The sequence below is a fragment of the Paraburkholderia heleia NBRC 101817 genome, assembly GCF_000739775.1.
Lineage (GTDB): Bacteria > Pseudomonadota > Gammaproteobacteria > Burkholderiales > Burkholderiaceae > Paraburkholderia > Paraburkholderia heleia.
This window is the reverse complement of record NZ_BBJH01000059.1, coordinates 1-26,492: the sequence shown is the minus strand read 5'-3', so window position 1 is coordinate 26,492 and position 26,492 is coordinate 1. Positions and strand designations below refer to the sequence as shown.

General features: G+C 65.7%; 25 protein-coding genes. 8 read left to right on the top strand and 17 right to left on the bottom strand.

Annotated elements, in window-relative coordinates:
* Positions 1-30: 30 nt before the first annotated feature.
* A complete protein-coding gene (locus tag BHE01S_RS33520) occupies positions 31-654 on the top strand; it encodes an HAD family hydrolase (protein ID WP_042272148.1) in 624 nt (207 codons plus the stop codon).
* 60 nt (positions 655-714) lie between these two features.
* On the opposite strand, the gene BHE01S_RS33515 is transcribed toward BHE01S_RS33520, so the two are convergent.
* The 3 genes from BHE01S_RS33515 to ychF all read right to left on the bottom strand — a co-directional run bounded on the left by BHE01S_RS33515 (position 715) and on the right by ychF (position 4,826).
* Complete coding sequence (locus tag BHE01S_RS33515; RefSeq protein ID WP_042272145.1) at positions 715-1,872, bottom strand: DUF748 domain-containing protein; 1,158 nt, start codon at positions 1,870-1,872, stop codon at positions 715-717.
* A gap of 157 nt (positions 1,873-2,029) precedes the next feature.
* On the bottom strand, positions 2,030-3,694 hold the full coding sequence (ettA, locus tag BHE01S_RS33510) for an energy-dependent translational throttle protein EttA (RefSeq protein ID WP_042272142.1): 1,665 nt from the start codon (positions 3,692-3,694) through the stop codon (positions 2,030-2,032).
* Positions 3,695-3,731: 37 nt separating this feature from the next.
* On the bottom strand, positions 3,732-4,826 hold the full coding sequence (gene ychF / locus BHE01S_RS33505; RefSeq protein WP_042272140.1) for a redox-regulated ATPase YchF: 1,095 nt from the start codon (positions 4,824-4,826) through the stop codon (positions 3,732-3,734).
* A 281-nt stretch (positions 4,827-5,107) separates the two neighbouring features.
* On the opposite strand from ychF, the gene BHE01S_RS33500 reads away from it, so the two are divergent.
* From BHE01S_RS33500 to BHE01S_RS33485, 4 genes are all read left to right on the top strand, one after another.
* Positions 5,108-6,280 (top strand): UbiH/UbiF family hydroxylase, encoded by a 1,173-nt coding sequence (locus tag BHE01S_RS33500; RefSeq protein ID WP_042272208.1) that lies wholly within the window; start codon positions 5,108-5,110, stop codon positions 6,278-6,280.
* 165 nt (positions 6,281-6,445) lie between these two features.
* Positions 6,446-7,177 (top strand): DsbC family protein, encoded by a 732-nt coding sequence (locus BHE01S_RS33495; RefSeq protein WP_042272205.1) that lies wholly within the window; start codon positions 6,446-6,448, stop codon positions 7,175-7,177.
* 150 nt (positions 7,178-7,327) lie between these two features.
* The gene (locus BHE01S_RS33490; RefSeq protein ID WP_042272137.1) at positions 7,328-9,118 is read left to right on the top strand and encodes a M61 family metallopeptidase; all 1,791 of its coding nucleotides are present in this window, start codon (positions 7,328-7,330) and stop codon (positions 9,116-9,118) included.
* Between the two features lie 196 nt (positions 9,119-9,314).
* Positions 9,315-9,911, top strand: coding sequence for an FMN-dependent NADH-azoreductase (locus tag BHE01S_RS33485; protein ID WP_042272133.1), 597 nt, complete (start codon positions 9,315-9,317; stop codon positions 9,909-9,911).
* 102 nt (positions 9,912-10,013) lie between these two features.
* Here the strand turns inward: BHE01S_RS33485 and BHE01S_RS33480 are convergent, their stop codons facing one another.
* The 8 genes from BHE01S_RS33480 to rpe form a co-directional block, all read right to left on the bottom strand.
* On the bottom strand, positions 10,014-10,973 hold the full coding sequence (locus BHE01S_RS33480; protein WP_042272130.1) for a uracil-DNA glycosylase: 960 nt from the start codon (positions 10,971-10,973) through the stop codon (positions 10,014-10,016).
* 170 nt (positions 10,974-11,143) lie between these two features.
* On the bottom strand, positions 11,144-11,770 hold the full coding sequence (locus BHE01S_RS33475; protein WP_042272128.1) for a CYTH domain-containing protein: 627 nt from the start codon (positions 11,768-11,770) through the stop codon (positions 11,144-11,146).
* Positions 11,771-11,782: 12 nt separating this feature from the next.
* Positions 11,783-12,568, bottom strand: a complete 786-nt coding sequence (gene trpC / locus BHE01S_RS33470) for an indole-3-glycerol phosphate synthase TrpC (RefSeq protein WP_042272126.1) — start codon at positions 12,566-12,568, stop codon at positions 11,783-11,785.
* A 29-nt stretch (positions 12,569-12,597) separates the two neighbouring features.
* Positions 12,598-13,629, bottom strand: coding sequence for an anthranilate phosphoribosyltransferase (gene trpD, locus BHE01S_RS33465; RefSeq protein WP_042272124.1), 1,032 nt, complete (start codon positions 13,627-13,629; stop codon positions 12,598-12,600).
* Between the two features lie 13 nt (positions 13,630-13,642).
* On the bottom strand, positions 13,643-14,218 hold the full coding sequence (locus tag BHE01S_RS33460; RefSeq protein ID WP_042272121.1) for an aminodeoxychorismate/anthranilate synthase component II: 576 nt from the start codon (positions 14,216-14,218) through the stop codon (positions 13,643-13,645).
* Positions 14,219-14,232: 14 nt separating this feature from the next.
* Positions 14,233-15,726, bottom strand: a complete 1,494-nt coding sequence (gene trpE, locus BHE01S_RS33455; RefSeq protein WP_042272117.1) for an anthranilate synthase component I — start codon at positions 15,724-15,726, stop codon at positions 14,233-14,235.
* A 475-nt stretch (positions 15,727-16,201) separates the two neighbouring features.
* Positions 16,202-16,945 (bottom strand): phosphoglycolate phosphatase, encoded by a 744-nt coding sequence (locus tag BHE01S_RS33450; RefSeq protein ID WP_042272114.1) that lies wholly within the window; start codon positions 16,943-16,945, stop codon positions 16,202-16,204.
* Positions 16,942-17,640 carry a ribulose-phosphate 3-epimerase gene (rpe, locus tag BHE01S_RS33445; RefSeq protein WP_042272112.1) on the bottom strand — a complete coding sequence of 233 codons (699 nt, stop codon included), beginning with the start codon at positions 17,638-17,640 and terminating at the stop codon, positions 16,942-16,944. Before rpe ends, BHE01S_RS33450 begins: the two co-directional genes overlap by 4 nt.
* Positions 17,641-17,857: 217 nt before the next feature.
* On the opposite strand from rpe, the gene apaG reads away from it, so the two are divergent.
* Positions 17,858-18,232, top strand: coding sequence for a Co2+/Mg2+ efflux protein ApaG (gene apaG / locus BHE01S_RS33440; RefSeq protein ID WP_042272109.1), 375 nt, complete (start codon positions 17,858-17,860; stop codon positions 18,230-18,232).
* 24 nt (positions 18,233-18,256) lie between these two features.
* Here apaG and BHE01S_RS38585 read toward each other — a convergent pair whose 3' ends face one another.
* Entirely contained in the window at positions 18,257-18,400 is a 144-nt protein-coding gene (locus BHE01S_RS38585; RefSeq protein ID WP_042272202.1) for a hypothetical protein, read from the bottom strand.
* Between BHE01S_RS38585 and mltA the strand changes: the two genes are divergently transcribed.
* Positions 18,366-19,682, top strand: a complete 1,317-nt coding sequence (gene mltA, locus BHE01S_RS33430; protein ID WP_407669584.1) for a murein transglycosylase A — start codon at positions 18,366-18,368, stop codon at positions 19,680-19,682. The genes BHE01S_RS38585 and mltA overlap by 35 nt on opposite strands.
* A gap of 83 nt (positions 19,683-19,765) precedes the next feature.
* On the opposite strand, the gene paaK is transcribed toward mltA, so the two are convergent.
* The 5 genes from paaK to paaN form a co-directional block, all read right to left on the bottom strand.
* Entirely contained in the window at positions 19,766-21,064 is a 1,299-nt protein-coding gene (gene paaK, locus BHE01S_RS33425; protein ID WP_042272103.1) for a phenylacetate--CoA ligase PaaK, read from the bottom strand.
* Positions 21,065-21,131: 67 nt separating this feature from the next.
* Positions 21,132-21,602, bottom strand: a complete 471-nt coding sequence (paaI, locus tag BHE01S_RS33420; RefSeq protein WP_042272101.1) for a hydroxyphenylacetyl-CoA thioesterase PaaI — start codon at positions 21,600-21,602, stop codon at positions 21,132-21,134.
* Between the two features lies 1 nt (position 21,603).
* Positions 21,604-22,395 carry a 2-(1,2-epoxy-1,2-dihydrophenyl)acetyl-CoA isomerase PaaG gene (paaG, locus tag BHE01S_RS33415; protein ID WP_042272098.1) on the bottom strand — a complete coding sequence of 264 codons (792 nt, stop codon included), beginning with the start codon at positions 22,393-22,395 and terminating at the stop codon, positions 21,604-21,606.
* 112 nt (positions 22,396-22,507) lie between these two features.
* Positions 22,508-23,716 (bottom strand): 3-oxoadipyl-CoA thiolase, encoded by a 1,209-nt coding sequence (gene pcaF / locus BHE01S_RS33410; RefSeq protein WP_042272095.1) that lies wholly within the window; start codon positions 23,714-23,716, stop codon positions 22,508-22,510.
* A gap of 97 nt (positions 23,717-23,813) precedes the next feature.
* Positions 23,814-25,514 carry a phenylacetic acid degradation protein PaaN gene (gene paaN, locus BHE01S_RS33405; protein ID WP_042272093.1) on the bottom strand — a complete coding sequence of 567 codons (1,701 nt, stop codon included), beginning with the start codon at positions 25,512-25,514 and terminating at the stop codon, positions 23,814-23,816.
* Positions 25,515-25,652: 138 nt separating this feature from the next.
* Here paaN and BHE01S_RS33400 point away from each other — a divergent pair, with 138 nt between their 5' ends.
* On the top strand, positions 25,653-26,429 hold the full coding sequence (locus tag BHE01S_RS33400; protein WP_042272091.1) for an enoyl-CoA hydratase: 777 nt from the start codon (positions 25,653-25,655) through the stop codon (positions 26,427-26,429).
* Positions 26,430-26,492: the final 63 nt, after the last annotated feature.

The window sequence follows — 26,492 nt, the reverse complement described above, 5'->3', positions numbered from 1 at the left end:
CCGATAGCGATCAAGCGGAGCGAGACGCGCATGACGATCAAGGCAGTGGTGTTCGATTTCGGCGGAGTGCTCGTGGACTGGAGTCCCGAGTATCTCTATCGCAAGCTGATTCCCAACGACGACGAGCGGCGCTGGTTTCTCACGCACGTCTGCAAGATGGACTGGGTGATCCGCCAGGACGGCGGCGAGCCCATCGCCGTGGGCACCGAGGAACTGGTCGCGGCGTTTCCCGGGCACGAAGCGCTCATTCGCGCGTTCTACGAGCGCTGGCACGAGATGATCGGCGGCTTGCTCGCCGGCGGTGTGGCGACGTTCGAGCGCCTCGAGGCGGCGGGCATGCCGATCTTCGGACTCACGAACTGGTCGGCCGAGACGTTTCCGTGGGCGTGGGAGCGCTTCGGCATCCTGCGGCGCTGCCGCGATATCGTCGTCTCGGGCCACGTGAAGCTCGTGAAGCCCGATCCGGCGATCTTCCACGAGATGTTCCGCCGCATCGAGGCACAGTTGCCGGGCGTGAAGCCGGAGGAACTCGTTTTCATCGACGACAACGCGCACAACGCCGAAGCCGCCACGGCGCTCGGCTGGCATGGCGTGCACCACACGAGCAACGCCACCACCGACGCGAAGCTGCGCGAACTCGGCCTGCCGGTTTAACCAGGCCCAACCAGGCCCAACCAGGTCTAACCAGGCAGACTCGAGTCGGCGCCCCGCGCGCTATTTCGAAGCGGGCGCCGGCGCCACCGGCTGCAGCAAACTGCGCAGCGCGTCGGCGATACCCTTCGCGGTTTGCCCGGCGCCCTTCGCCACGCCTTCCGCGCTCACCCCGAGCGCCTGCGCAAACCCTGCGCGCAACTCCGTCGTCAGGTTTTCGTTGAGCTTGAACTTCGGGTCGCGCAGGTTGCCGTCGAGCACGAAATGCAGCGTGATCTCGCCCTTGCGCGCCTTCAAGGCGGCCACGGCGGCGCGCGTCGGGATCGACAGGAAGGTGTCCACCGCGTCGCCGCTTTGCGCGAGTTGCAGGTTGCGCAGCGTGACCGTGCCCGGCGCGTGCAGGTGATAGCCGCGCACGGTCGAGGCGAGATCGAGGTCGAGCGTGCCGCCCGTCACGTTGGCCTTCGCGCCGGCCTTTCTGAGCAGATAGGGATCGATCATGCGCACATCCACGCCGCGCAGCGTCGTGTGGAGTTGCGAGTCCTTGCTCGCGATCTGGATCCAGCCGTCGAACGCGACGCGTCCCGTGTGTTCCGGACCGACGACGTTGCCGGTGAACGAAACGCGGGTGGGCTCCGTGAGCGCAGGCAGCTGGACATTGTCGACGCTCGCCTGCGCGCGGTTCACCGTGACATGCCACGGCGGATTGCTGATCGACTGGTCGTAAAAGTCGAATGTGCCGTTCTTGAAGCCGATATGGTCGATGATCTTTTCCTGCGGCAGGCCGTTTCCGCCCGGCGCACCGCTCGTGGGCGTGGCGCCTTGTGCGATCGCTTGGCGCAGATTCGGCAGGAGCAGGATCGAGCCGCTTTCCCGGCGCAGCACCGTCATCGTGAAATCGCTCACGGTGACGTCGCGAATATGCACGCGGTGCGAGATCAGCGCGCGCAAATCGGGCGTGATCGTGACGCGCGCGGCGCGCAGCGTGTCGGCGGTGGGCCAGTTGGGCGGCGGCTTCAGGCGCACGTCGGTGAGCTCGACGGACGAGAGATCGAACGCCACGTTCACGCTCGCGGCCGTGCCGACGGGCGCGAGTGCTTGCTCCACGTACGCCTTCGCCTCGCGCTGCAGCGCGTAGAGCGTGCCGAGCGCCGCGAGCACGAGCAGCGCGACGACGATCGCCACGATGAGGAGAACACGGTTGCGCAGCGACATCGCCATACGGAGTTCCTCGCGCGAGCAGGGCTAGATCAAGCCCCAGGTGACCCTAAGCGTAGCGGCTTTCGAGCAACCGCCATGCCGCGCGTGCGGCGAGGCAACTGCCAGAACGACAACGGCGGCCCGCGGGCCGCCGTTGTTTGCCATCGATCCCGCCTGCCTAGCGGCTGATCGGCTTGTAGCGCAGACGCTTCGGACGTGCGGCTTCCTCGCCGAGACGCTTGATCTTGTCGGCCTCGTACTCCTGGTAGTTGCCGTCGAAGAACGTGACCTGCGAGTCGCCTTCGAACGCGAGGATGTGGGTGGCGATACGGTCGAGGAACCAGCGATCGTGCGAAATCACCATCACCGAGCCCGCGAATTCGAGCAGGGCGTCTTCGAGCGCGCGCAGCGTTTCGACGTCCAGATCGTTCGACGGTTCGTCGAGCAGCAGGACGTTGCCGCCCGAGATCAGCGTCTTGGCCAGATGCAGACGGCCGCGCTCGCCACCCGAGAGGTTGCCGACGATCTTCTGCTGATCGCCGCCCTTGAAGTTGAAGCGGCCGATATACGCACGCGAAGGCGTTTCGTACTTGCCCACCGTGAGCACGTCCGCGCCGCCCGAGATTTCCTCGAACACCGTCTTGCCGGCGGCCAGCGCGTCGCGGCTCTGGTCCACGTAAGCGAGCTTGACGGTCGGGCCTTGCACGATTTCGCCCGAATCCGGCTGCTCCTTGCCCGTGAGCATGCGGAACAGCGTGGACTTGCCGGCGCCGTTCGGCCCGATGATGCCGACGATCGCGCCCGCCGGAATCTTGAAGCTCAGATTGTCGATGAGCAAACGGTCGCCATAAGACTTGCTGACGTTCTTGAACTCGATGACTTCGTTGCCCAGACGCTCGCCTGCCGGAATGAAGATTTCCTGCGTTTCATTGCGCTTCTGGTATTCCGAGCTCGACAGTTCCTCGAAGCGCGCGATACGCGCCTTCGACTTCGCCTGGCGGCCCTTCGGGTTCTGGCGCACCCACTCCAGTTCCTTCTTGATCGCCTTCTGGCGGGCGGATTCCGACGCTTCTTCCTGCTTCAGGCGCGCTTCCTTCTGGTCGAGCCAGCTGGAGTAGTTGCCCTTCCAGGGGATACCGTGGCCGCGGTCGAGTTCGAGAATCCACTCGGCGGCGTTGTCGAGGAAGTAGCGGTCGTGGGTCACGGCGACCACGGTGCCCGGGAAGCGCGTGAGGAACTGCTCGAGCCACTCGACCGATTCGGCGTCGAGGTGGTTGGTCGGCTCGTCGAGCAGCAGCATGTCGGGTTTTTCGAGCAGCAGCTTGCACAGCGCGACGCGGCGCTTTTCACCGCCCGAGAGGTTGCCGATCTTCGCGTCCCAGGCCGGCAGGCGCAGCGCGTCGGCGGCGATTTCGATCTGCTGTTCCGCGCTGCCGTCGGTCGTCGCGAGGATCGCTTCGTACTTCGCCTGCTCGGCGGCCAGCGCGTCGAAGTCGGCGTCCGGTTCCGCGTAGGCGGCGTAGATCTCGTCGAGCTTCTTCTGCGCGTTGAACACGTCGCCGAGACCTTCCTCGACCGCTTCGCGCACGGTTTTTTCCGGATCGAGCTGCGGCTCCTGCGGCAGGTAGCCGATATTCAGATTCGGCATCGGCGTGGCTTCGCCTTCGATGTCCTTGTCGACGCCGGCCATGATCTTGATGAGCGTGGACTTGCCCGAGCCGTTCAGGCCGAGCAGGCCGATCTTCGCGCCGGGGAAGAACGACAGCGAGATGTCCTTCAGGATCTGGCGCTTGGGCGGCACGATCTTGCCGACCCGGTTCATGGTGAAGACGTATTGGGCCATGTGAGAGTCTTTGGAAACGGGAAGAAAAAGGTGTCGCTTACACGTTGAACAGGAAGTTCATCACGTCGCCGTCGTGCACGACATATTCCTTGCCTTCGGCGCGCATCTTGCCGGCTTCCTTCGCACCGGTCTCGCCCTTGTACTGGATGAAGTCGTCGAACGCGATGGTCTGCGCGCGGATGAAGCCGCGCTCGAAGTCGGTGTGGATCACGCCCGCGGCTTGCGGGGCCGTATCGCCGACATGGATCGTCCACGCGCGCACTTCCTTCACGCCCGCCGTGAAGTACGTCTGCAGGCCGAGCAGCTTGAAGCCCGCGCGGATCACGCGGTCGAGGCCCGGCTCGTCCATGCCCATGTCGGCGAGGAACGCGATCTTGTCTTCGTCTTCGAGGTCGGCGATTTCCGCTTCGATCGCGGCGCACACGGCCACGACCGGCGAATTCTCGGCGGCTGCGTACTGGCGCACGGCTTCCAGATGCGGGTTGTTCTCGAACCCGTCTTCCTTCACGTTCGCGACGTACATGGTCTTCTTCGCGGTGATGAGGCAGAACGGCTTGATCAGCGCCTGCTCATCCTCGCTCAGCGCGAGCCCGCGCACGGGCTTCGCCTGATCGAGTTGCGCGCGCACCTTTTCGAGCACGGCCACGAGCTTCGCGGCTTCCTTGTCGTTGCCCGACCTGGCGGCCTTCGAGTAGCGCGTGAGCGCCTTCTCGACGGTGCCGAGGTCGGCGAGCGCCAGTTCGGTATTGATGACTTCGATGTCTGAGAGCGGATCGATCCTGCCCGCGACGTGGATCACGTTTTCATCTTCGAAGCAGCGCACGACGTGCGTAATCGCATCCGTTTCGCGGATGTTCGCGAGGAACTGGTTGCCGAGACCCTCGCCCTTGCTCGCGCCCGCGACCAGACCCGCGATGTCGACGAATTCGACCACGGCCGGCACGACGCGTTCGGGCTTGACGATTTCGGCAAGCGCCTTCAGGCGCTGATCCGGCACTTCCACCACGCCGACGTTGGGCTCGATCGTGCAGAACGGATAGTTTTCGGCCGCGATGCCCGCCTTGGTCAGCGCGTTGAAGAGGGTGGACTTGCCGACGTTAGGCAAGCCGACGATGCCGCATTGGAGGCTCATGTAAATCTCTGCATGTCAGGGTGGTGACGTGCGGCTCGCCGCGCACGAAGGACCGGGGCCGGGCGTCTCGCGAAAGCGCAAGCGGCGGGCGGGGCGGCGCAGGTGGCACGTCGGGGGACGTGACGGGGCGTCACGAAAACCGTAATTGTAACCTCGTCCGGGTGAGGGTTAGCCGCAGGCGTCGCCGTGCTCGCGGGCCGTTTTCCCGCAACGTCTTGCTGAGCCGCAACACCGCGCCCGTCCGGCCCGGCCGCACAGGCACCCGCGGCTATAATGCGCGCATGACTGCAAGCAACCAGACCTTTGATGTCGCCGTGATCGGCGGCGGGCTCGTCGGCAAGTCGGCGGCGCTCGCGCTGACCCAGAGCGGCCTGCGCGTGGCGCTGCTCGCGCAGCCGTGCGCGCCGTTGCCCGCGGGCGCCGTGTTCGACGCGCGCGTGTACGCCTTTTCGCGCAGTTCGCAGGCGTTGTTCGAGCGGCTGCGGGTCTGGCAGGCCGCCGACGCTTCGCGCCTCACGCCCGTCTACGACATGCGCGTGTTCGGCGACGCCGCGGCGGAGCTGCACTTCTCGGCCTATCAGGCGTCGGTTGCGCAGCTTGCCTGGATTGCCGAGTCGTCGATCGTCGAGCGCGCGCTCGACGCCGCGCTGCACTTCCAGCCCAATCTCGCGTGGATCGACACGCGTGCCCAGACGCTCGACGTGAAATCCGACGCGGCCGTGATCGGCCTTGCCAATGGTGGCACGATCGAAGCCGACCTCGCGATCGGCGCGGACGGTGCGCATTCGTGGGTGCGCGCCCAGATCGGCTCGACGGTCGAGCGGCGCGATTACCGGCAAACCGGCGTGGTCGCCAATTTCCGCACGGAAAAGCCGCACGGCGAAACGGCGTACCAGTGGTTCCGCGAAGGCGAGATCGTCGCCTTGCTGCCGCTGCCGGATCGGCACGTGTCGCTCGTCTGGTCGGCCCAGACCGACCATGCCGGCGAACTGCTCAAGCTCGAACCGGCGCAGCTTGCCGCCGAAGTCGAGCGCGTCTCGCAAAGCCAGTTGGGCGCGCTCGAATGCGTCACGCCTGCGCGCGGCTTTCCTCTGTCACTGCAAACCGTCGACCGGCTCGTCGCGCCGCGCGTCGCCCTCGTCGGCGACGCCGCGCATCTGATTCACCCGCTTGCGGGCCAGGGCGTGAACCTCGGCTTGCGCGACGTCGCCGCGCTCGTCGACGTCGTCACGAAGAAAGAGGCGTTCCGCGATCTCGGCGATATCGTGCTGCTGCGCCGCTATGAACGCGGCCGCCGTGAGGATATCCAGAAGCTCGTCGTCGCCACCGACGGCCTGCAGCGGCTCTTCTCGTTGCCCGGCACGCTCGCGCGCGCGGTGCGCAATACCGGCATGGCATTCGTGGGCGCGCAGCCGCTGCTCAAGCGCTGGCTCGTGGCCTCGGCGCTCGGCTAATATCGACAGGCTCGCCTGCTCGAGCAGGGCATTTCGGTCGCTCGAGGCCAGTGCAGCTTAGAATGGGCGTATTGGCCGCGCCCGCAGCGCATGCCGCCCCGGCCATTCAACGGAACTCTGCGCGCGTCGCCCCTGCGCGGCGCGCCCGAATCAGGAATGCATCCCATGCAAACGCGTATTCGATTCGCCGCGCTCGTGATCGCGGTAGCCACCTCGGCGCTCGGCTGCTCGGCCCAGGCCGACCAGACCACCGACAAGATCAGGTCGGCGCTGCAGACGCGCCTCGGCATCGACGCCAGCGATATCAAGGGCATCACCAGGGCGCCCATGCCGGGCCTTTACGAGATCAATCTCGGCACGCAGATCGTCTACAGCGACGCCAGCGGCGACTACGTGCTCAACGGCGAACTCATCGACACCAAGGCGCACCGCAATCTCACCGAGGCGCGCCTGAACGAAATCAACAAGGTCGATTTCGCCAGGCTGCCGCTCGAGAACGCGGTCAAGGTCGTGAAGGGCGACGGCAAGCGCAAGATGGCCGTGTTCTCCGACCCGAACTGCCCGTACTGCCATCAACTCGAAAACACGCTGAAGTCGGTGGACAACGTGACGGTCTACACGTTCCTGTATCCGGTGCTCTCGCCGGATTCGACGGCGAAGGCCAAGCAGATCTGGTGTTCGGCCGACCGCGCGAAGGCATGGGAGTCGTGGATGGTGGACCGCAAGGCGCCCACGGCAGCCGGTACGTGCGACACGGCCGCCATCGACAGCAATCTCGCGCTCGGCCAGAAGATGAACGTGACCGGCACGCCCACCGTGATCCTCGCCGACGGCACCCGCCTGCCGGGCGCAGTCAGCGCCGACCGGCTCGAACGCGGACTGAACGGCGCTCACTGACGCCACCCCCGAATCCGCCGGCCGCTTTCGCGGCCGGTGCCTTTTTTGCCCGGCGATTTTTCTCCGACGCTTTTTCTCCGGTTGTGTCTGCGGGGCATACTGAAATTGCATTGCAGCATCTGCTGACCGACTCTCTCACCGATCCCGCCGATGAAGCCGATCCGATACACCATCGTCCCGAAGCATCCCGCCGCGCATCTGTTCGAGGTGACGCTCACCGTGGAAGACCCCGCGCCGGACGGCCAACGCTTCATGCTGCCCGTGTGGATTCCGGGCAGCTACATGGTGCGGGAGTTCGCGCGCAACATCGTCGCGCTGCGCGCCTTCAACGACGCGGGCCGCAAGGTGCGCGTGACGAAGACCGACAAGCATTCGTGGCAGGCCGCGCCCGTGAAGGGCGCGCTCACGCTGCGCTACGAGGTCTACGCGTGGGACCTGTCGGTGCGCGCGGCGCATCTCGACGACACGGTGGGCTTCTTCAACGGCACGAGCGTGTTTCTCGCAGCGCTCGGCCATGAGGAGGCGCAGCACGCGGTCGATATTCAGCGTCCGGACGGACACGCGTACCGCCACTGGCGCGTGGGCACGGCGCTCACGGAGGCGCGCGGCACCAAGCGTTACGGTTTCGGCGAGTACACGGCCACGAATTACGACGAGCTGATCGATCACCCGGTGACATTCGGCGAGTTCACGCTCGCGAGCTTCAAGGCGCACGGCGTGCCGCACGACATCGTGATCGCGGGCCGTGTGGTCGGCCTCGACACCGAGCGTCTCGCCGCCGACCTGAAGAAGATCTGCGAGGCGCAGATCGCGCTTTTCGAGCCGCGCACGAAACGCGCGCCGATGGAGCGCTACGTGTTCATGACGCAGGCCGTGAGCGACGGTTACGGCGGCCTCGAGCACCGCGCATCGACGGCGCTGATCTGCAATCGCACCGACCTGCCGGTGAAGGGCAAGCCGGAGACGTCGGAAGGCTATCGCACCTATCTCGGCCTGTGCAGCCACGAATACTTCCACACGTGGAACGTGAAGCGCATCAAGCCCGCCGCGTTCGCGCCGTATGACCTCACGCGCGAGGACTATACGTCGCTGCTGTGGCTGTTCGAGGGCTTCACGTCGTACTACGACGACCTCATGCTCGTGCGCAGCGGCCTCATTTCCGCAGACGAATACTTCGGTCTGCTCGGCAAGACGATCGCCGGCGTGCTGCGCGGGGCGGGGCGCCTGAAGCAGAGCGTCGCGGAAAGCTCATTCGACGCGTGGGTGAAGTACTACCGCCAGGACGAGAACGCAGCGAATGCGATCGTGAGCTACTACACCAAGGGCTCGCTCGTGGCGCTGTCGTTCGACCTCGCGATTCGCGCGCAGACGAACGGCCGCAAGTCGCTCGACGACGTCATGCGCCTCTTGTGGCAGCGCCATGGGCGCGACTTCTATCGCGGCAAGCCGGTGGGCGTGGGCGAGGACGATGTCGAGGCGCTGATTGCCGAGGCGACGGGGGTGGAACTGGGCGCGCTCTTTAGCGACGCCGTGCGCGGCACGCGCGACCTGCCGCTCGCGGCGCTGTTCGAGCCGTTCGGCGTGACGCTCGAAGGGGAGCCCGAGCGCGGCGCGAAGCCGTCGCTCGGCGCGCGGCTGCGCGGCGGCGCCGAAGCGACGCTTGCCGTGGTCTACGAAGGCGGCGCGGCCCAGAAGGCGGGGCTTTCGGCTGGCGACGCGCTCGTTGCGCTCGACGGCCTGCGCGTGACGGGCGCGAATCTCGACGCGCTGCTCGCGCGCTACCAGCCGGGCACGAAAGTCGAAATCCACGCGTTCCGCCGCGACGAGCTTCGCGTGGCGCGTCTGACCCTCGACGCGCCCGACGTCGCGCGCTACAAGCTCGCCGCCTCGGACAAGCGCGCGCCCGCGCGCTCATTGCGCGAGCGCTGGCTGGCGGTGTAGACCGCTGGGCGAGGCACGGCGGCCCGGGTACCCATAGCGGCGTGGAGTGACAGATCCCATGCCGCTTTTTCATGCCCGCGATTGTTCTATCGTTGCAACAATCCGTCATCGGCGGACTACTTTTTCGCGGCGCGGTAAAAAAACACAATGCCTTCACTCGCGCAACGTTGCGCAACTGAGACCCGAAGGAGCCACCATGACCACGATCCTGCAAATCAATTCCGCCGCCCGCTCGCAAGGCGCCCAGTCGACGCTGCTCGTCAACGAATTGACGGCCAGGCTGCAACAATCGAATCCGGGCGCGCAAGTCGTCACGCGTAACCTGCAAGCCGATCCGCTGCCGCACCTCGACGACGCCGTGCTCGGCGCGTTCTTCACGCCGGCCGAGCAGCGCACGCCGGAGCAGCAGGCCATCGCCGCACGCAGCGAAGCGCTGATCGCGGAACTGCAGGCAGCGGACATCATCGTGATCGGTGCGCCGATGTACAACTTCGGCGTCTCGTCGCAACTCAAGACGTACTTCGACTGGATCGCGCGTGCCGGCATCACGTTCCGCTACACCGCGAATGGCCCCGAAGGTCTCGTGAACGGCAAGAAGGTGCATGTCGTTTCGGCGCGCGGCGGCAAGTATCAAGGCACCGCGCACGACAGCCAGACGCCGTACCTGAAGTCGTTCCTCGGCTTCCTCGGCATGACCGACGTGAACTTCATCTACGCCGAAGGCCTGAACATGGGCCCGGAAGCGGCAAGCGCAGCGCTCGCGGGCGCGCGTGAGGCGATCGCCGCAGCGTAAGGCGCGCGATTTTTGGCCGTAAAAACAAAAACACCACGGGAGCGATCTCGTGGTGTTTTTTTATTGCGGGTGGTGTCGCGTGCGTCGCGAGGCCGCGGCGCCTCAGGCGAGCACGAGACCTTCCTCCGGCAAGCGCCAATCGATCGGCTGGCGGCCGTGCGCCTGCAGATAGTCGTTGGCCTGCGCGAAATGCCCGCAGCCGAGGAAGCCGCGATGCGCGGAAAGCGGCGACGGATGCGGCGCTTCCAGCACGCAATGCGCACCTGAGAGCAGGGCGCGCTTGTTCTGCGCGTGCGCGCCCCACAGCATGAACACGAGGTGCTCGTGGCGCGCGGCGAGTTGCTGGATCAGCGTGTCGGTGCAGCGTTCCCAGCCGCGCTTCGCGTGGCTCGCGGCGCTCGCGCGCTCGACGGTCAGCACCGTGTTCAGCAGCAGCACGCCCTGGCGCGCCCAGGCGTCGAGACAGCCGTGCGTCGGCGCCTGAATGCCGAGGCTCGCCGCGATCTCCTTGAAGATGTTGCGCAGCGAGGGCGGCGGGCGCACCGAGGGCGGCACCGAGAACGCCAGGCCGTGCGCCTGCGGCGTGCCTCGGTCTTCGCCGTGGTACGGGTCCTGGCCGAGGATCACGACCTTCACGTCGTCGGGCGAGGTGAGGCGCAGCGCGCGGAACACGTCGGCGGGATAGACGGTCTTGCCGGCGGCGCGCTGATCGTCGACGAAGCGGCACAGCGGCGCGTAGGCGTCGCTCGCGATGAACGGCGCGAGCAGCTCGCGCCAGGCGGCGGGCAGTGCGTCGAACTGGTCTTCGAGGCGCGTGGTGTCGATGGCGGCTTGCGGCCTGGCGGGTTCGTGGGGCATGGCGGGGGTGGGCATAACGGCGTGCGTGCGCTCGGGCGCCGGGAATTCGTCGGCGTCGAACAACGAGAAGATCGTGATCTGGCGCGGGTCGAATTCGGGCAGCGGCGGCTCGTCGAGCGTGGCTTGCGGCGGGCCGGACCGATCGTCGTCGAACAGCGAGGCTTGCACCGGCATCGCGACGCGCGGGCGTTTCGTGGAAGTCATGGGCGGCAAGTGTCGCAGCAATTGCGCGCCGATTCAATCCGGCGCGAGCGCGGCGGGGCGGCCTTCTGCGGCATCTGCACTGATGTTGCAACTAACAGCGCCATTTTTACGCCGTTCCCGAGTCGTTGGGCGCGTTTGCGCGGGCACTCCGAAGCCGCACCGCGTCGTTCTCAGCCTTCGCGCAGCTTGTAACCGCGCTGGGCCTTGCTAACGTCGTCCGGCGCGAGGCCTGGCAGCGCCTGCGCGAGTTGCGCCGCGAGCGAGTGCAATGCCGCTTCGTCGCCCGACTTCAGTTCGAGTTCGATTTCGCAGATAGGCGTGCGCCGCGTCTCGCCGTTCACTTCGGCGGTGACTTCGCCCTGATCGATGGCCGCTTCGACGCGTGCGCCGTCGACTTCGAGCGTCCACAGCGTGCGCGTGAAGTCGGTGCGAAAGAGCGGGATCAGGTTCGCGGCGGCGTCCGAGAGCGCTGTCGAAACGCCGGCTTCATCGCACTCGTGCAGCAGCCTGTCGATTTCGAGCGCTTCGCCTGCCACCGGCATCTCCCATTCGTGGCGCGCGTGCAGCCCGTTTTGCGCCATGCCCACAGTCTTGAACGTCTGCAGCCAGCCCTCGGGCGCACGGCGCAGGCGCAGCGCGCTCCTGGCGCGCGCGAGCGCAAGCGCCGGCGTGTCGAAGTAGATGTTTTCGAGCCTGATGGCGCGACCCGGCTTGCCGGCGCGCGTCTCGATGAGACGCAGGGCCGCGTCCACCTGGTCGCGCGGCAGCGCGAGCTTGATTTCGCGTTCGATACCCATGGCGCCGCGCGATCAGAAGAACATGCGGGCGAGTTCCGCACCCGGCTGTCCGGCGCGCATGAACGCCTCGCCCACGAGGAACGTGTGAACGGAAAGCGCGCGCATTTTCTCGACGTCCGCACGCGAGAGGATGCCCGACTCGGTCACGACGATGCGGTCTTCAGGCACGTCGTCGAGCATGCCGATGGTCGTGTCCAGCGTCGTTTCGAACGTACGCAGATTGCGATTGTTGATGCCGATGAGCGGCGTCTTCAGCGTGAGCGCGTGCACGAGTTCCTCGCGGTCGTGCACTTCGACGAGCACCGCGAGACCGAGTGAATGCGCAAGCGCCTCGAGATCGCGCATTGCGCCGGGCTGGAGCGCGGCGGCGATCAGCAGGATCGCGTCGGCGCCCATCGCGCGGGCTTCGACGACCTGATACGGATCGACGATGAAGTCCTTGCGCAGCACCGGCAGGTTGCACGCGGCGCGCGCGGCTTCGAGGTACGCCGCGCTGCCCTGGAAGAACTGCACGTCGGTCAGCACGGAGAGGCAGGCCGCGCCGCCCTCGGCGTACGAGCGCGCGATCTCGGCGGGCTGGAAGTTTTCGCGCAGCACGCCTTTCGACGGACTTGCCTTTTTCACTTCGGCGATCACGGCGGCCTGGCCGTTGTCGTGCTTCGCGCGCAAGGCGCCGACGAAATCGCGCAGGTCACGCGTGCTGGCCTGCAGACGCAGCTCTTCGAGCGGAGCGCTCTGCTCGGCGGCGCGCACTTCTTCGCGCTTGACCGCGATGATCTTTTCGAGGATGTCACTCATGATGTTCGGAGGCAAAAAACGGTGCGGGATCAGCGTTTGAACTGTTGCGTGAAGCGTACCAGTTCGTCGACTTTGGCGCGTGCGCGGCCGCTGGCGAGCGCCTCGCGCGCAAGCCGGATGCCTTCCTCGATCGAGTTCGCCACGTTCGCCGAGTAGAGCGCCGTGCCCGCATTCAGCGCGACGATCTCGCGCGCGGTTCCGGCCTCGTTCGAGAGCGCGCCGAGCAGCATCGCCTTCGACTCGTCGGCGTTTTCGACCTTGAGCGAGCGGTTCGAGACCATCTGCATGCCGAAGTCTTCGGGATGGATCTCGTACTCGCGAATCTGGCCGTCCTTCAGTTCGCCGACGAGCGTGGCCGCACCGAGCGAGACTTCGTCCATGCCGTCCTTGCCGTACACGACGCACACGTGTTTCGCGCCAAGCCGCTCCATCACGCGCACCTGAATGCCGACGAGGTCCGGATGAAACACCCCCATCAGCTGATTGGGCGCGCCGGCCGGATTCGTGAGCGGCCCGAGGATGTTGAAGATCGTGCGCACGCCAAGCTCCCGGCGCACGGCGGCGATGTTCTTCATCGCGGGATGGTGGTTGGGCGCGAACATGAAGCCCATGCCCGTTTCGGCGATCGAGGCGGCCACCTGGTCCGGCTGCAGATCGATGTTCACGCCGAGCGCCTCGAGCACGTCCGCGCTGCCCGACTTGCTGGAGACGCCCCGGTTGCCGTGCTTGGCGACCTTCGCGCCGGCTGCCGCGGCCACGAACATCGAAGCTGTGGAGATGTTGAAGGTGTGCGAGCCGTCGCCGCCGGTGCCGACGATGTCGATGAAATTCGAGTTGTCCTTCACCTCGACGTGATTCGCGAACTCGCGCATCACCGTCGCGGCGGCGGTGATCTCGCCGATGGTTTCCTTCTTCACGCGCAGGCCGGTGATGATGGCGGCCGACAGCACGGGCGAAAGCTCGCCGCGCATGATGAGGCGCATGAGGTGGAGCATCTCGTCGTGAAAAATCTCGCGATGCTCGATCGTGCGCTGGAGCGCTTCCTGCGGGGTAATCATGATGGTCGCCTCCGGCTCAAGCGCGCCTGGTTTGTTTCAGGAAATTCTCGAAGAGGGCGTGGCCGTGCTCCGAAAGAATCGATTCCGGATGGAACTGCACGCCTTCCACCGCAAGCTCGCGGTGACGCACGCCCATGATTTCGCCGTCGTCGGTCCAGGCCGAGACTTCGAGGCAGTCGGGCAGCGACTCGCGCTCGATGGCGAGCGAGTGATAACGCGTGACGTTGAAATGCTTCGGCAGGTCGGCGAACACGCCCTTGCAGTCGGTTTCGATCTGGCTCACCTTGCCGTGCATGATGGTCTTCGCGCGCACGACGCGCCCGCCGAACGCTTCGCCAATCGCCTGATGGCCGAGGCACACGCCGAGAATCGGCGTCTTGCCGGCGAATTCGCGCAGCACGGCGAGCGTGATGCCCGCGTGCTGCGGGTTGCTCGGGCCGGGCGAGAGGCAGATGCGCGCGGGGTTGAGCTGCGCGATTTCGTCGAGGGTGATTTCGTCGTTGCGGTACGTGTGAACGTCTTCGCCGAGTTCGCCGAAGTACTGGACGATGTTGTAGGTAAACGAATCGTAGTTGTCGATCATGAGCAACATGGTCTTTTCTCCGCTCAGAAGTCGCTGTCGAGGCCGTCCTGCACCTGCTCGGCGGCGCGCAGCACGGCGCGCGCCTTGTTCTCGGTTTCCTGCCATTCGGACTCGGGCACCGAATCCGCCACCACGCCCGCGGCGGCCTGCACATACAGATTGCCGTTGTGGATGAGGCCGGTGCGGATCGCGATGGCCAGGTCCATCTCGCCGTTGAACGAAAGATAGCCGACCGCGCCGCCGTAGAGCCCGCGCTTCACCGGCTCCAGTTCGTCGATCAGTTCCATGGCGCGAACCTTCGGCGCGCCCGAGAGCGTGCCGGCCGGGAACGTGGCGCGCAGGACGTCGAAATTGTTCATGCCGGGCTTGAGCTTGCCTTCCACCGAACTCACGATGTGCTGCACGTGCGAGTACTTCTCGATGATCATCTTGTCGGTGACGGCCACCGAGCCGATCTCGGCGATGCGGCCCACGTCGTTGCGCGCGAGGTCGATCAGCATGACGTGCTCGGCGATTTCCTTCGGGTCGTTGAGCAGTTCGGTCGCGAGCTCGGCGTCGCGCTCGGGCGTGTTGCCGCGCGCACGCGTGCCCGCGAGCGGACGGATCGTCACGATGCGGTCCTCACCGCGCTTTTCCTGGCGCACGAGAATTTCCGGCGACGCGCCCACCACGTGGAATTCGCCGAAGTTGTAGTAGTACATGTACGGCGACGGATTGAGCGAGCGCAGCGCACGGTAGAGCGACAGCGGATTGTCGCGATACGGCTTGGTGAGGCGCTGGCCGACCTGCACCTGCATCAACTCGCCGGCGGCGATGTATTCCTTCGCCTTGCGCACGGCGGCGAGGTAATCATCCTTTTTGAATTCGCGGAACGTTTCGGTGCGCACGCTCGCCGAAGTCACCGGCGGCTGCACCGTGGTGCGCAGGCGCTGCTTGAGCTCGCGCAGGCGGTGCTTCGCCTTGGTGTAGGCCTCGGGCGTTTGCGGATCGGCGTAGACGATGAGATACAGCTTGCCCGCGAGATTGTCGATGACCGCGACTTCTTCGGTCAGCAACAACTGGATGTCGGGCAGGCCGAGGTCGTCGGCCGGGCAGGTGTCGGCGAGCTTTTTCTCGATGTAACGCACCGCGTCGTAGCCGAAGTAGCCCGCGAGCCCGCCGCAGAAGCGCGGCAGGCCCGGACGCTGCGCGACCTTGAAGCGTGCCTGGTATTTCGCGATGAAATCGAGCGGATCGCTGTCGTGCGTCTCGATGACCTGGCCGTCGCGCACGACCTCCGAAACGCCGTTGCGCGTGCGGATCAGCGAGCGCGCCGGCAGGCCGATGAACGAGTAGCGCCCGAAGCGCTCGCCGCCCACCACGGACTCCAGCAGGAAAGAATTGGCGCCGCCGCGCTCGGGCTGCGCGAGCTTCAGATACAGCGAGAGCGGCGTTTCGAGATCGGCCAGTGCTTCGGCGATCAGCGGGATGCGGTTGTAGCCCTCGTTGGCGAGGGACTGAAATTCGAGTTCGGTCATGTTCCGATCCTTTCGTGCTGCCAGTCGCGGCGGGTGCGGGCCCAGTGCGGCTCAAAACGGGGCGCGCGGTGGGCGCGAGGCGTTTGTTTTTGAGTGCTTGATGGCCGCTGGCGCTCGCTCGTGCGGTCCGAGGTCGCGCCGATGATGCAGCGCTTGCCGGGCCGGTGTGCAGTACATCGACGGAGGGTGAGGTGTAGCCGTTCGTGCCTCGCGCACCTCGCCACGAACGGCGAAACGATACGCAAGGACAACGAAAGCCAACGGCCAGACCAGCCGACGGGTTACCGCAACAGTTTAGAGTCGAGACACGCGCGAGTGCGCAGCGAAGTAAAAAACGGTGCTGAAGACAGGCTTCAGCGAACCTCGGGTGAGGTTAGCGCGACCAGCGACGCCAGGGCCAGGCTCCCCGGTCGATCGTGCTCAGACTCCGTTTTTTATTCAGAAACATGAGGATAGTTGACGTTCAGTTGAGAACTTAAGTCAGATCATTGTGCGCTGCGACCGCCTTGGCGGCGTCGAGCAGCGAGGCAACTATACCATCCGATTCGATTTTTTGTACAGGTTGGCCGTGGTTATAGCCGTACGGCACCGTGAGCGTGGCCATGCCGGCCGCGCGGCCCGCGATCGCGTCGTTCTCCGAATCGCCGATCGCCACAGCCGCCGCGGGCTTCACGCCGAGGCGCTCGCAGGCCGTGAGCATCGGGAGTGGGTCGGGTTTCTTCTTCGCCAGGCTGTCGCCGCCGAGCACCACTTCGAAGTACTGCGCGAGGCCGTATTGCTGCAGAAGCTCGACGGCGAAGCGGTGCGGCTTGTTGGTCACACACGCGAGCCTGATGCCCTGGTCGCGCAGCGCAGCGAGGCCCGCCTCGACGTCCGGGTACAGATGCGTGTGCAGGCCGTTGATCTTCGCGTACTCATCCTGGTAGAGCGCGAGCGCTTCGTCGAAGCGCGCCTCCACGTTGTCCGCGGCAAAGCGCGGCGCGAGCACGCTGCGGATCAGGTGCTCCGAGCCCTTGCCCACGTAGCCCATCACTTCCTCGCGCGTGGTTTCCTCGGCGTCGAGTTGCGCGAGCATGCCGTTCAGGCCGGCGGCGAAGTCGTCGGCCGTGTCGACCATGGTGCCGTCGAGGTCGATCAGCGCCGCTTCGATGCGCGGCGCGGTGAACTTCGCAGCGGACTTCGCTGTGAAATTCGCAGTGGACTTGATAGAGGCGCTCATTTTGCGTTTGCAGTGTGGGTGACGCTTGCGAGCTGCGCGCGCATCTCGTCGATCACGGTCTTGTAGTCCGGCTTGCCGAAGATCGCCGAGCCCGCCACGAAAGTGTCCGCGCCAGCCGCCGCGATTTCGGCGATATTGTCGACTTTCACGCCGCCGTCCACTTCGAGGTGGATTTCGCGGCCCGTGCGGGCCGTGTAGGCGTCGATCTTCGCGCGCGCCTCGCGCAGCTTGTTGAGCGCCTCGGGAATGAACGACTGGCCGCCGAAGCCCGGATTCACCGACATGATGAGCACGAGATCGAGCTTGTCCATCACGTGGTCGAGGTAGTTCAGCGGCGTGGCCGGGTTGAACACGAGGCCCGCCTTGCAGCCGTGGTCACGGATCAGCGAGAGCGTGCGGTCGATGTGATCCGAGCCTTCCGGGTGAAAGCTGATGAGATTCGCGCCGGCCTTGGCGAAGTCGGGCACGATGCGGTCGACCGGGCGCACCATCAGGTGCACGTCGATGGGCACGCTCACGTGCGGGCGGATCGCCTCGCACACCAGCGGGCCGATGGTGAGGTTCGGCACGTAATGGTTGTCCATCACGTCGAAGTGGATCCAGTCGGCGCCGGCAGCGACGACGTTGCGGACTTCCTCGCCAAGACGCGCGAAGTCGGCGGAGAGGATGCTGGGGGCGATGCGGAATTGCGTCATGGCGGCAATCGGGAAACTGACGGAAAAACCGTATTTTACGTCAGCGGGAGAGCCATTCGCGGCGGGCGCCGGGGGCCGCGCCGGGTTGCGGGTGCCCGTTGCATCAAGCAGAATGCCAAACCATGTGCCGCACCTCGCGGTGCGCCCGCGGGCGCCTTGCTGCGCGGGCGTCTCAGTCAACGGACTCAGTTGCCGCAGCCGGGCGAATGGAACAGGGATGAGCCAGTACGAATTCAGCGTGACGTCGCAGGTGCGCTACCTGCCCGAAGAATCGGACCCGGAGCGCCGGCAATTTGCCTTCGCGTACACGCTGACCATTCGCAATACCGGTCAGGTGAGCGCCCAGCTGATCGCGCGCCACTGGGTGATCACCGACAGCGAAAATCACGTGCAGGAGGTGAAGGGGCTGGGCGTGGTCGGCCATCAGCCGCTTCTGAAGCCGGGCGAGCAGTTCGAGTACACCAGCTGGGCCGTGATCGCGACGCCGGTGGGCACCATGCGCGGGGAGTACTTCTGTGTGGCCGAGGATGCCGAGCGCTTCGAGGCGAGCGTGCCCGAGTTCGTGCTGCGCATGCCGCGCACGCTGCATTGAACCGCCGCGAGAATTCGGGGTCTGCTAGTCCTGACGCCGATCGTCGCGCGAGGCTTGCTTCTTCCTGCCCGACGCGGTCCACACAACGATGAAAACCAGCAGGAACAGCGCAAGGAGCGCTTCCAGACCAAACATGAGCATCGGGTATTCGTCGAGCAGTTCTGACATGGCGGCATCCATCGAGAGCCAATATTGTAGGCGTGATTTTGACGTCGATTCGGGTCTCGATGTCCCGGTGATGCCGGGATTCACAAAGGTGCGAGATCGCGTGGGGTCGGCGCTTGGGCGTGACGGCGGCCGCTGGGGTGGTCGCTCGGGTGTCCGCTGGGGTGTCCGGTTAGGCGGCTGGTTAGGCGGCTGGTTGGGCGCGGCTTCGCTGGCGGCTTTGCTTGCCGCATGCGGCGGCCCGGGCTACGTGCACAACGTGCCGCCCAAGGGGGCGCCCACGCTGCCCTCGCAGCTCGCCGCGCAACGTCTCACGCCGGTCGCCTGGCAGCAGGTGCAGGGCTGGCAGGATGATTCGCTGATCGGCGTGACCGCGGCGCTGCGTGCGAACTGCACGCGCCTCGCGCGCGATCCGCGCTGGCAGCGCGCGTGCTCGGCGGCCTCGCAGCTCGACGACCTGGACGCCTCGAGTGCACGTGCGTTCTTCGAAACGTATTTCACGCCCTATCAGTTCGCCAACAACGACGGCACGCTCGACGGCCTCGTGACCGGCTACTACGAACCGTTGCTGCGCGGTTCGCGCACGCGTCACGGCATCTATCAGACCGCGCTGTATCGTTGGCCGTCCGGTTATCGTCCGGGCGCCGCGATGCCGCCGCGCGCGCAGCTCGAACGTTCGGGCGTGCTGGCCGGCAACGAACTCGTCTGGGTGGACGACCCGATTGAAGCGTTCTTCCTGCAGGTGCAGGGCTCCGGGCGCATCGTGATGGAAGACGGCAGCGTGATGCGCGTGGGCTTTGGCGGCACCAACAACCAGCCGTACAAGTCGATCGGGCGCTGGCTGCTCGACCACGGCGAACTCACGCCCGCGCAGGCGACCATGCAGGGCATCAAGGCATGGGCGCGCGCGAACCCGACGCGCGTGGACGCGCTCCTCGACACCAATCCGCGCTTCGTGTTTTTCCGCGAGATGGTGGGCTCCGAGGGCGACGCGCAGGGCGGCGCGGATGGCCCAATCGGTGCGCTCGGCGTGCCGCTCACGCCGGAACGCTCGATTGCCGTCGATCCGTCGTCGATCCCGCTTGGCACGCCGGTGTTTCTCCAGACCACGCGCCCGCTCACGAATACGCCGCTCAACCGGCTCGTGTTCGCCCAGGACACGGGCACGGCGATCAAGGGCGGGGTGCGCGCGGACTACTTTTGGGGCCTCGGCGACGACGCTGGCGATCTGGCCGGCAAGATGAAGCAGGGCGGACGCATGTGGCTGCTGTTCCCGAACTCGTGATCGCGATGGTGCTTGCGCTGTACGCGTGAAGAGAAAAGCCGGCGCTTGCCGGCTTTTCTCTTGCTGCGCGTTGCGAGCCGCGGTTACTTCGGCCGCTTGTCGATGACTCGCTTAGCCTTGCCAACCGAGCGCTCGATGCCGTTCACCTCGAGCACGTTCACTTTGCACGTCACGCCGATCAGCGCCTTGATGTCGTAGGCGAGCGCCTTGCTGGCCGCGTCGAGCGCGCCGTAATCGGGTGCGGTCTCCGGGCACGGCTCGCAATTGAGCGACATCACGTCCATCGGACCTTCCTTCGTCAGCACGATCTGATAGTGCGGTGCGAGCGCCGGCTGCTTGAGCAGCAGTTCCTCGATCTGCGTGGGGAACACGTTCACGCCGCGGATGATCAACATGTCGTCCGAGCGGCCTGTGATCTTTTCCATGCGGCGCATGGTGCGCGCCGTACCCGGCAAGAGACGCGTGAGGTCGCGCGTGCGGTAACGGATGATAGGCAGCGCTTCCTTGGTGAGCGAGGTGAAGACGAGCTCGCCGAATTCGCCGTCGGGCAGCACTTCGCCGGTTTCCGGATCGATGATCTCGGGGTAGAAGTGGTCTTCCCAGATCGTCGGGCCGTCTTTCGTTTCCGCACATTCCGATGCGACGCCCGGGCCCATGACTTCCGAAAGGCCGTAGATGTCGACGGCCGTGATGCCCATGCGCTGCTCGATGGCCTTGCGCATGTCGTTGGTCCACGGCTCCGCGCCGAAGATGCCGATGCGCAGCGAACAGGTGGCCGGATCGATGCCCTGGCGTTCCATTTCGTCGGCGATAGCGAGCATGTAGCTCGGCGTGACCATGATGATGTCGGGACGGAAGTCCTGGATCAGTTGGACCTGCTTCTCGGTCTGGCCGCCGCCGAACGGAATGACGGTGAGACCCGCGCGTTCCGCGCCGTAGTGCGCGCCAAGGCCGCCCGTAAAGAGTCCATAGCCGTAGCTGATGTGCACCTTGTCGCCGCGCCGTGCGCCCGCTGCGCGCACCGAACGCGCAACGAGGTTAGCCCAGGTGTCGATGTCGCGCGCCGTGTAGGCCACCACGGTCGGCTTGCCCGTCGTACCTGACGACGCATGGATGCGCGAAATCTGGTCTTGCGGCACCGCGAACATGCCGAAGGGGTAGTTGTCGCGCAGATCCTTCTTCGTGGTGAATGGAAAGCGCGCGAGATCGGCGAGCGACTGCACCTGGGACGGATGCACGCCCGCTTCGTCGAATTTGCGGCGATAGACCGGCGAATTCTCATAAGCGTGGTTCAGCGACCATTTCAGGCGCTCGAGTTGCAGCGCAGCAAGCTCGTCGCGGCTCGCCTTCTCGATGGGTTCGAGCTGCAGCGTGGTACTCATGGATGTCTCCTGGATCTTAAGAACTTGACTCGTGGCGCGTAGTGAATCGAGAAGGGGGAAATCCGCTTCACGTTGCGGCTGGAATGACATTGCCGCGGATCTGCGCGGACTTGCCTCGGAAAAGCGCGACGGTTTCGCCTGCCCGGTTCGTCACGCGGATGTCGTAGACCCCGTTGCGTCCCGATAGCACCTGTTCGACGGCTTCGGCGGTCAACACCTCGTCGCGCAGGACTGGACGCAGGAACTCGATCGAGCAGCCGGCCGCTACGGTGTTGACGTTGTATGAATTGCACGCGAAGGCGAACGCCGAATCCGCGAGCGAGAAAATCATCCCGCCGTGGCAGGTCTGATGGCCGTTGAGAAACTCGGGCCGCACGGCCATGGAGAGGCGCGCGTAGCCGGCGCGCACTTCGAGGAGTTCCATGCCGAGCGCGCGAGTGCAGCCGTCGGCTTCGTACATCGCTTGCGCAGCCGCGCGAGCGAGTTCGTCAGGCGGCAGGTTGTCGTTTTGAGGCAGCTGCGAGACCTGGGTGGACATCTCAGCGGCCCTCGAAGTGCGGTGCGCGTTTTTCGATGAACGCTTGCACGCCTTCTGCGTAATCGTGCGAAGCGCCCAGTTCGCGCTGCAGGTCGCGCTCGAGATCGAGTTGCCGGTCGAGCGAGTTCGTGGCCGATGCGCGCAGCGCTTCGCGCGTGGCGACGATGGCGCGCGTGGGTTGCTGCGCGAGGCGCGCGGCGAGCGCGCCGGCCGTTTGCGCGAGTTCCGCGTCGTCGGTCACTTGCCAGACGAGGCCCCAGCTCTCCGCTTTTTCCGCGCTCAGTTTTTCGCCAGTCATGGCGAGTCCGAGCGCGCGCGCCATGCCCACGCGCCGGGGCAGGAACCACGTGCCGCCAGAATCGGGCACGAGGCCTATCTTTACGAACGCCTGAATGAAGCTTGCGGATCGTGCGGCGAGCACGAGGTCGCAGGCGAGGGCGAGATTGGCGCCGGCGCCGGCCGCGGTGCCATTGACGGCGGCGATCACGGGCATCGGCAGCGCCTGCAGGCGCTTGATCAGCGGATTGAAATGCTCATCGATGAGGTCACCAAGATCGGTCATCGCCCCGGGCGTGAAGTCGAGATCGGCGAGATCCTGGCCCGCGCAGAAACCGCGGCCCGCGCCCGTCAGCACGAGGGCGCGCGCGCCGGCTGCGGCGACCTCGTCGAGCGCTGCGACAAGCTCGCGGTGCATGGCGCGCGTAAAGCTGTTGAGCTTGTCCGGGCGGTTCAGCGTGATCGTGGCCACGCGGGTGGATGCGTCGATTTCGACGCGGATCGCATCGTAGGGCATCGGTTGTCTCCTTGTCGGCCGCACCTGGCGCTTTAGCGTTTAGTGCGGCCCCATGCAAAGCTGTCTGAGGCCGCCGAACGCATCGCCCGGCGGCCGGTCGATACTGCAGGCGTTATGCCTCGACGCGTTCGATGGCGAGCGCGATGCCCTGGCCGACGCCGATGCACATCGTACACAGTGCAAAGCGTCCGTTCGTGCGCTCCAGCTGATGGAGCGCCGTCGTCACGAGACGCGCTCCCGAAGCGCCGAGCGGGTGGCCCAGTGCAATCGCGCCGCCATTCGGGTTCACGCGCGGATCGTCGTCGGCAATGCCGAGTGCGCGCAGCACGGCGAGGCCTTGCGAGGCGAACGCCTCGTTGAGCTCGATCACGTCGAACTGATCCAGCGTCATGCCGAGCTGCTTGAGCAGTTTTTGCGTAGCGGGCGCCGGGCCGATGCCCATGATGCGCGGCGCGACACCGGCGGTCGCCATGCCAAGCACGCGCGCGCGGCGACGCAGGCCATACTGTTTCGCAGTCTCCTCATTGGCGAGCAGCAGGGCGCAGGCGCCATCGTTGACGCCCGAGGCGTTGCCCGCCGTGACCGTGCCGTCCGGCTTCACGACGCCCTTGAGCTTGCCGAGCGATTCGAGCGAAGTCTCGCGCGGGTGCTCATCGAGCGTGACGCGCACGGGGTCCCCCTTCTTTTGCGCAATCTCGACCGCGACGATTTCCTGCGCGAGCGTGCCGTTCTTTTGCGCGCGTGCCGCTTTCTGCTGGCTGCGCAGCGCAAACGCGTCCTGATCGGCGCGATTGATGCTGAATTCTTCCGCGACGTTTTCCGCCGTCTCCGGCATCGAATCGACACCGTACTGCTGCTTCATCAGCTTGTTGACGAAACGCCAGCCGATGGTCGTGTCATAGATGGCTGCTTCCCGCGCAAACGGTGAAGCCGCCTTGCCCATGACGAACGGCGCGCGCGTCATGCTTTCCACGCCGCCCGCGATCATGAGGCGCGCTTCACCCGCCTTGATGGCGCGCGCCGCACTGCCGACGGCGTCGAGGCCCGAGCCGCACAGGCGGTTGAGCGTGCCGCCCGGCGCGTCGGTCGGCAGACCCGCGAGCAGCGCGGCCATGCGCGCGACGTTGCGGTTGTCTTCGCCGGCCTGGTTGGCGCAGCCGTAGAGCACGTCGTCGAGCGCGCTCCAGTCCACGCCGGGATTGCGCTCGACGAGAGCGCGGATGGGCACCGCGGCGAGGTCGTCCGCGCGGACGTCCTTGAGGGCGCCGCCATAGCGGCCGAATGGGGTGCGAATCGCGTCGCAGATATAGGCTTCGGTCATCTCGGATTCCTGGGGCGCGAGCGCAGGAGTGCACTCACGTCTTGCATGCTAGAGGGATGGGCAATCGGGCGCCATTCGGCTGAACGGCATAGGCCGTTCAGCCGGCTACCGCGGGGGCTGCTTTCGGTTCAACATGAACGCGGCTTTGAACCACGCGGAAACGGTTCGCCACGAAGGCGGCGTCCGCGAGCGCGGCGTTCGCAGCGGGGTTCGCGCCGGTGCCGTGGAAGTCTGAGAACGCCGCCGACTGGTTCACGAACACGCCGTCCGTGAGGTTGATCGAGAGCGCCACGCCGCCGGTGATGGCCGCTTCGTGTGCCGCCTCGATCACGGCGTCGTCCGTGCTGTAGACGGACAGCGTGAGCGCGCCGTGGTCACGCGCGGTAGCGCCTGCCAGCTTGAGCGACTGGGCGGTCGAATCCGTGGCGATCACGAACGAGATCGGGCCGAACCATTCGCGCGTGAACTGGGCAGCGTCGCGGGCTGCGTCGAGCGAGAGCACGAGCGGCGTGCGCACGCGCGCGCCGGCGAACTGAGGGTGTTCGAGCGTCTGGCTGTCGGCGAGCACGGTGCCGAGCTTGCGGGCTTCATCGATGCGAGCCATGACGCCTTCGTTCTGGATCGCGCCGAGCACTTCGACGGCGCGCGCCGGATCGGCGACGAACTTTTGCACGGCGCCGGCAATCGCCTGAGCGACGGCCTCGAAGCTCACCTGGCCCTCAGCGGTGCGGATGCCGTCACGCGGCACATAGATGTTCTGCGGGGCCGTACACATCTGGCCCGAGTAGAGGGAGAGCGAAAACGCGATGTTGCGGGCGACGGCCTTCAGGTCTTCCGCGGAGTCGATCACGATCTGGTTCACGCCGGCCTTTTCGGTGTAGACCTGCGCCTGATGCGCATTGCGCTCGAGCCAGTCGCCATTTTGCGTGCTGCCCGTGAAGTCGATCAGCTTGATTTCAGGGCGCAGCGCGAGTTGCTGCACGAGTGCGCCATCGTTGGGATCGGTGGCGAGCAGCGTCACGACGTTCGGATCGAAGCCGGCTTCGCGCAGCACCTCACGCGCAATGCGCACGGTGATCGCGAGCGGCAGGATCGCGCCGGGGTGCGGCTTGACGATGACCGTGTTGCCCGTCGCCAGATCGGCGAAAAGGCCGGGGTAGCCATTCCAGGTCGGGAACGTGCAGCAGCCGAGCACGAGGCCGGTGCCGCGCGGCACGATGGTGAAGCGCTTTTGCATCGCGAGGGGCGGGTTTTTGCCCTGCGGCTTTTCCCAGTGCGCGTCGGCAGGAATGCGGCGCAGCTGGTCGTATGCGTATGCGACAGCTTCGAGCGCGCGGTCCTGAGCGTGCGGTCCACCGGCCTGGAAGGCCATCATGAACGCCTGGCCGGTTGTGTGCATCACGCTGAAGGCGATCTCGAAGCTCGCGCGGTTCAGGCGCTCGAGGATCTCGAGGCTCACGCCTGCCCAAGCCTGCGGGCCGGCCGCGCGCCAATCGCGCTGTGCTTGACGCGCGGCTTCGATCAGCTGGTCCGGCGTCGACTTCGGATAGCGCGCGCCGAGCGCGAAGCCGAACGGCGAGGCCTCGCTGCCGACGGTTTCGCCCGTCGACGGCTGGTCGAGCTCGAAGGTGCGATTCAGGTGGGCCTTGAACGCGGCTTCGCCGTCGGCGCTAGCGGTTTCCCCGTACACTTTGGGGCTAGGCATTTCGGCGAACGGGCTCCAGTAGCCGCGGGTCTCGATGGCGGCAAGCGCTTTTTGAAGCGCGCCTTCATGCTTGGCGAACAGCGAATGTGTCATGGCTCAACGTTGATTGAGAGGTTGGACGGGGCCCGTGCCAATTAATTGACCGACCGGTTGGTTGGCCAATGTTAGCATTAGTCAAAGTTCGGCGTAAAAAATTTTTTGAGGGACTTTCTTTTGGTGGAAGGAGGAGTTATGGGGTACGAAAATATCCTGGTCGAGACGCGTGGCAAGGTCGGACTGATCACGCTGAACCGGCCAAAGGCGCTCAACGCGCTGAACGATGCGCTCATGGACGAACTGGGCGCGGCGCTCAAGGCGTTCGACGCGGATGAGGGTGTTGGCGCGATCGTCATCACGGGTAGTGAAAAGGCGTTCGCTGCGGGCGCGGACATCGGGATGATGGCGAGCTACACCTTCATGGATGTGTACAAAGGCGACTACATCACGCGCAACTGGGAAACGATCCGCTTGATTCGCAAGCCGATCATCGCGGCGGTTGCGGGCTTCGCGCTTGGTGGTGGCTGCGAACTGGCCATGATGTGCGACATGATCTTCGCCGCCGATACGGCGAAGTTCGGCCAGCCCGAGATCAAGCTGGGCGTGATACCGGGTGCGGGCGGTACGCAGCGCCTGCCGCGTGCGGTGTCGAAAGCGAAGGCGATGGACCTGTGCCTGACCGCGCGGATGATGGGCGCGGAAGAGGCGGAGCGCGCCGGGCTCGTGTCGCGAGTGATTCCCGCAGCAGATCTGCTGAACGAAACGTTGGCCGCGGCAGCGACCATCTGCGAATTCTCTTTGCCCGCCGTGATGATGGCGAAGGAGTCAGTGAATCGCGCTTACGAGACGACGCTTGCTGAAGGCGTGCACTTCGAGCGCCGGCTGTTCCATTCTCTCTTTGCTTCGGAAGATCAAAAGGAAGGGATGGCGGCCTTCGTCGAGAAGCGTAAGCCCGTATTCAGGAACAAGTAACGATTCGGCGGGATTCGATCGCTGCCAGCGGCGATCGGAATTATTTCTCGCCACCCCCTTGCG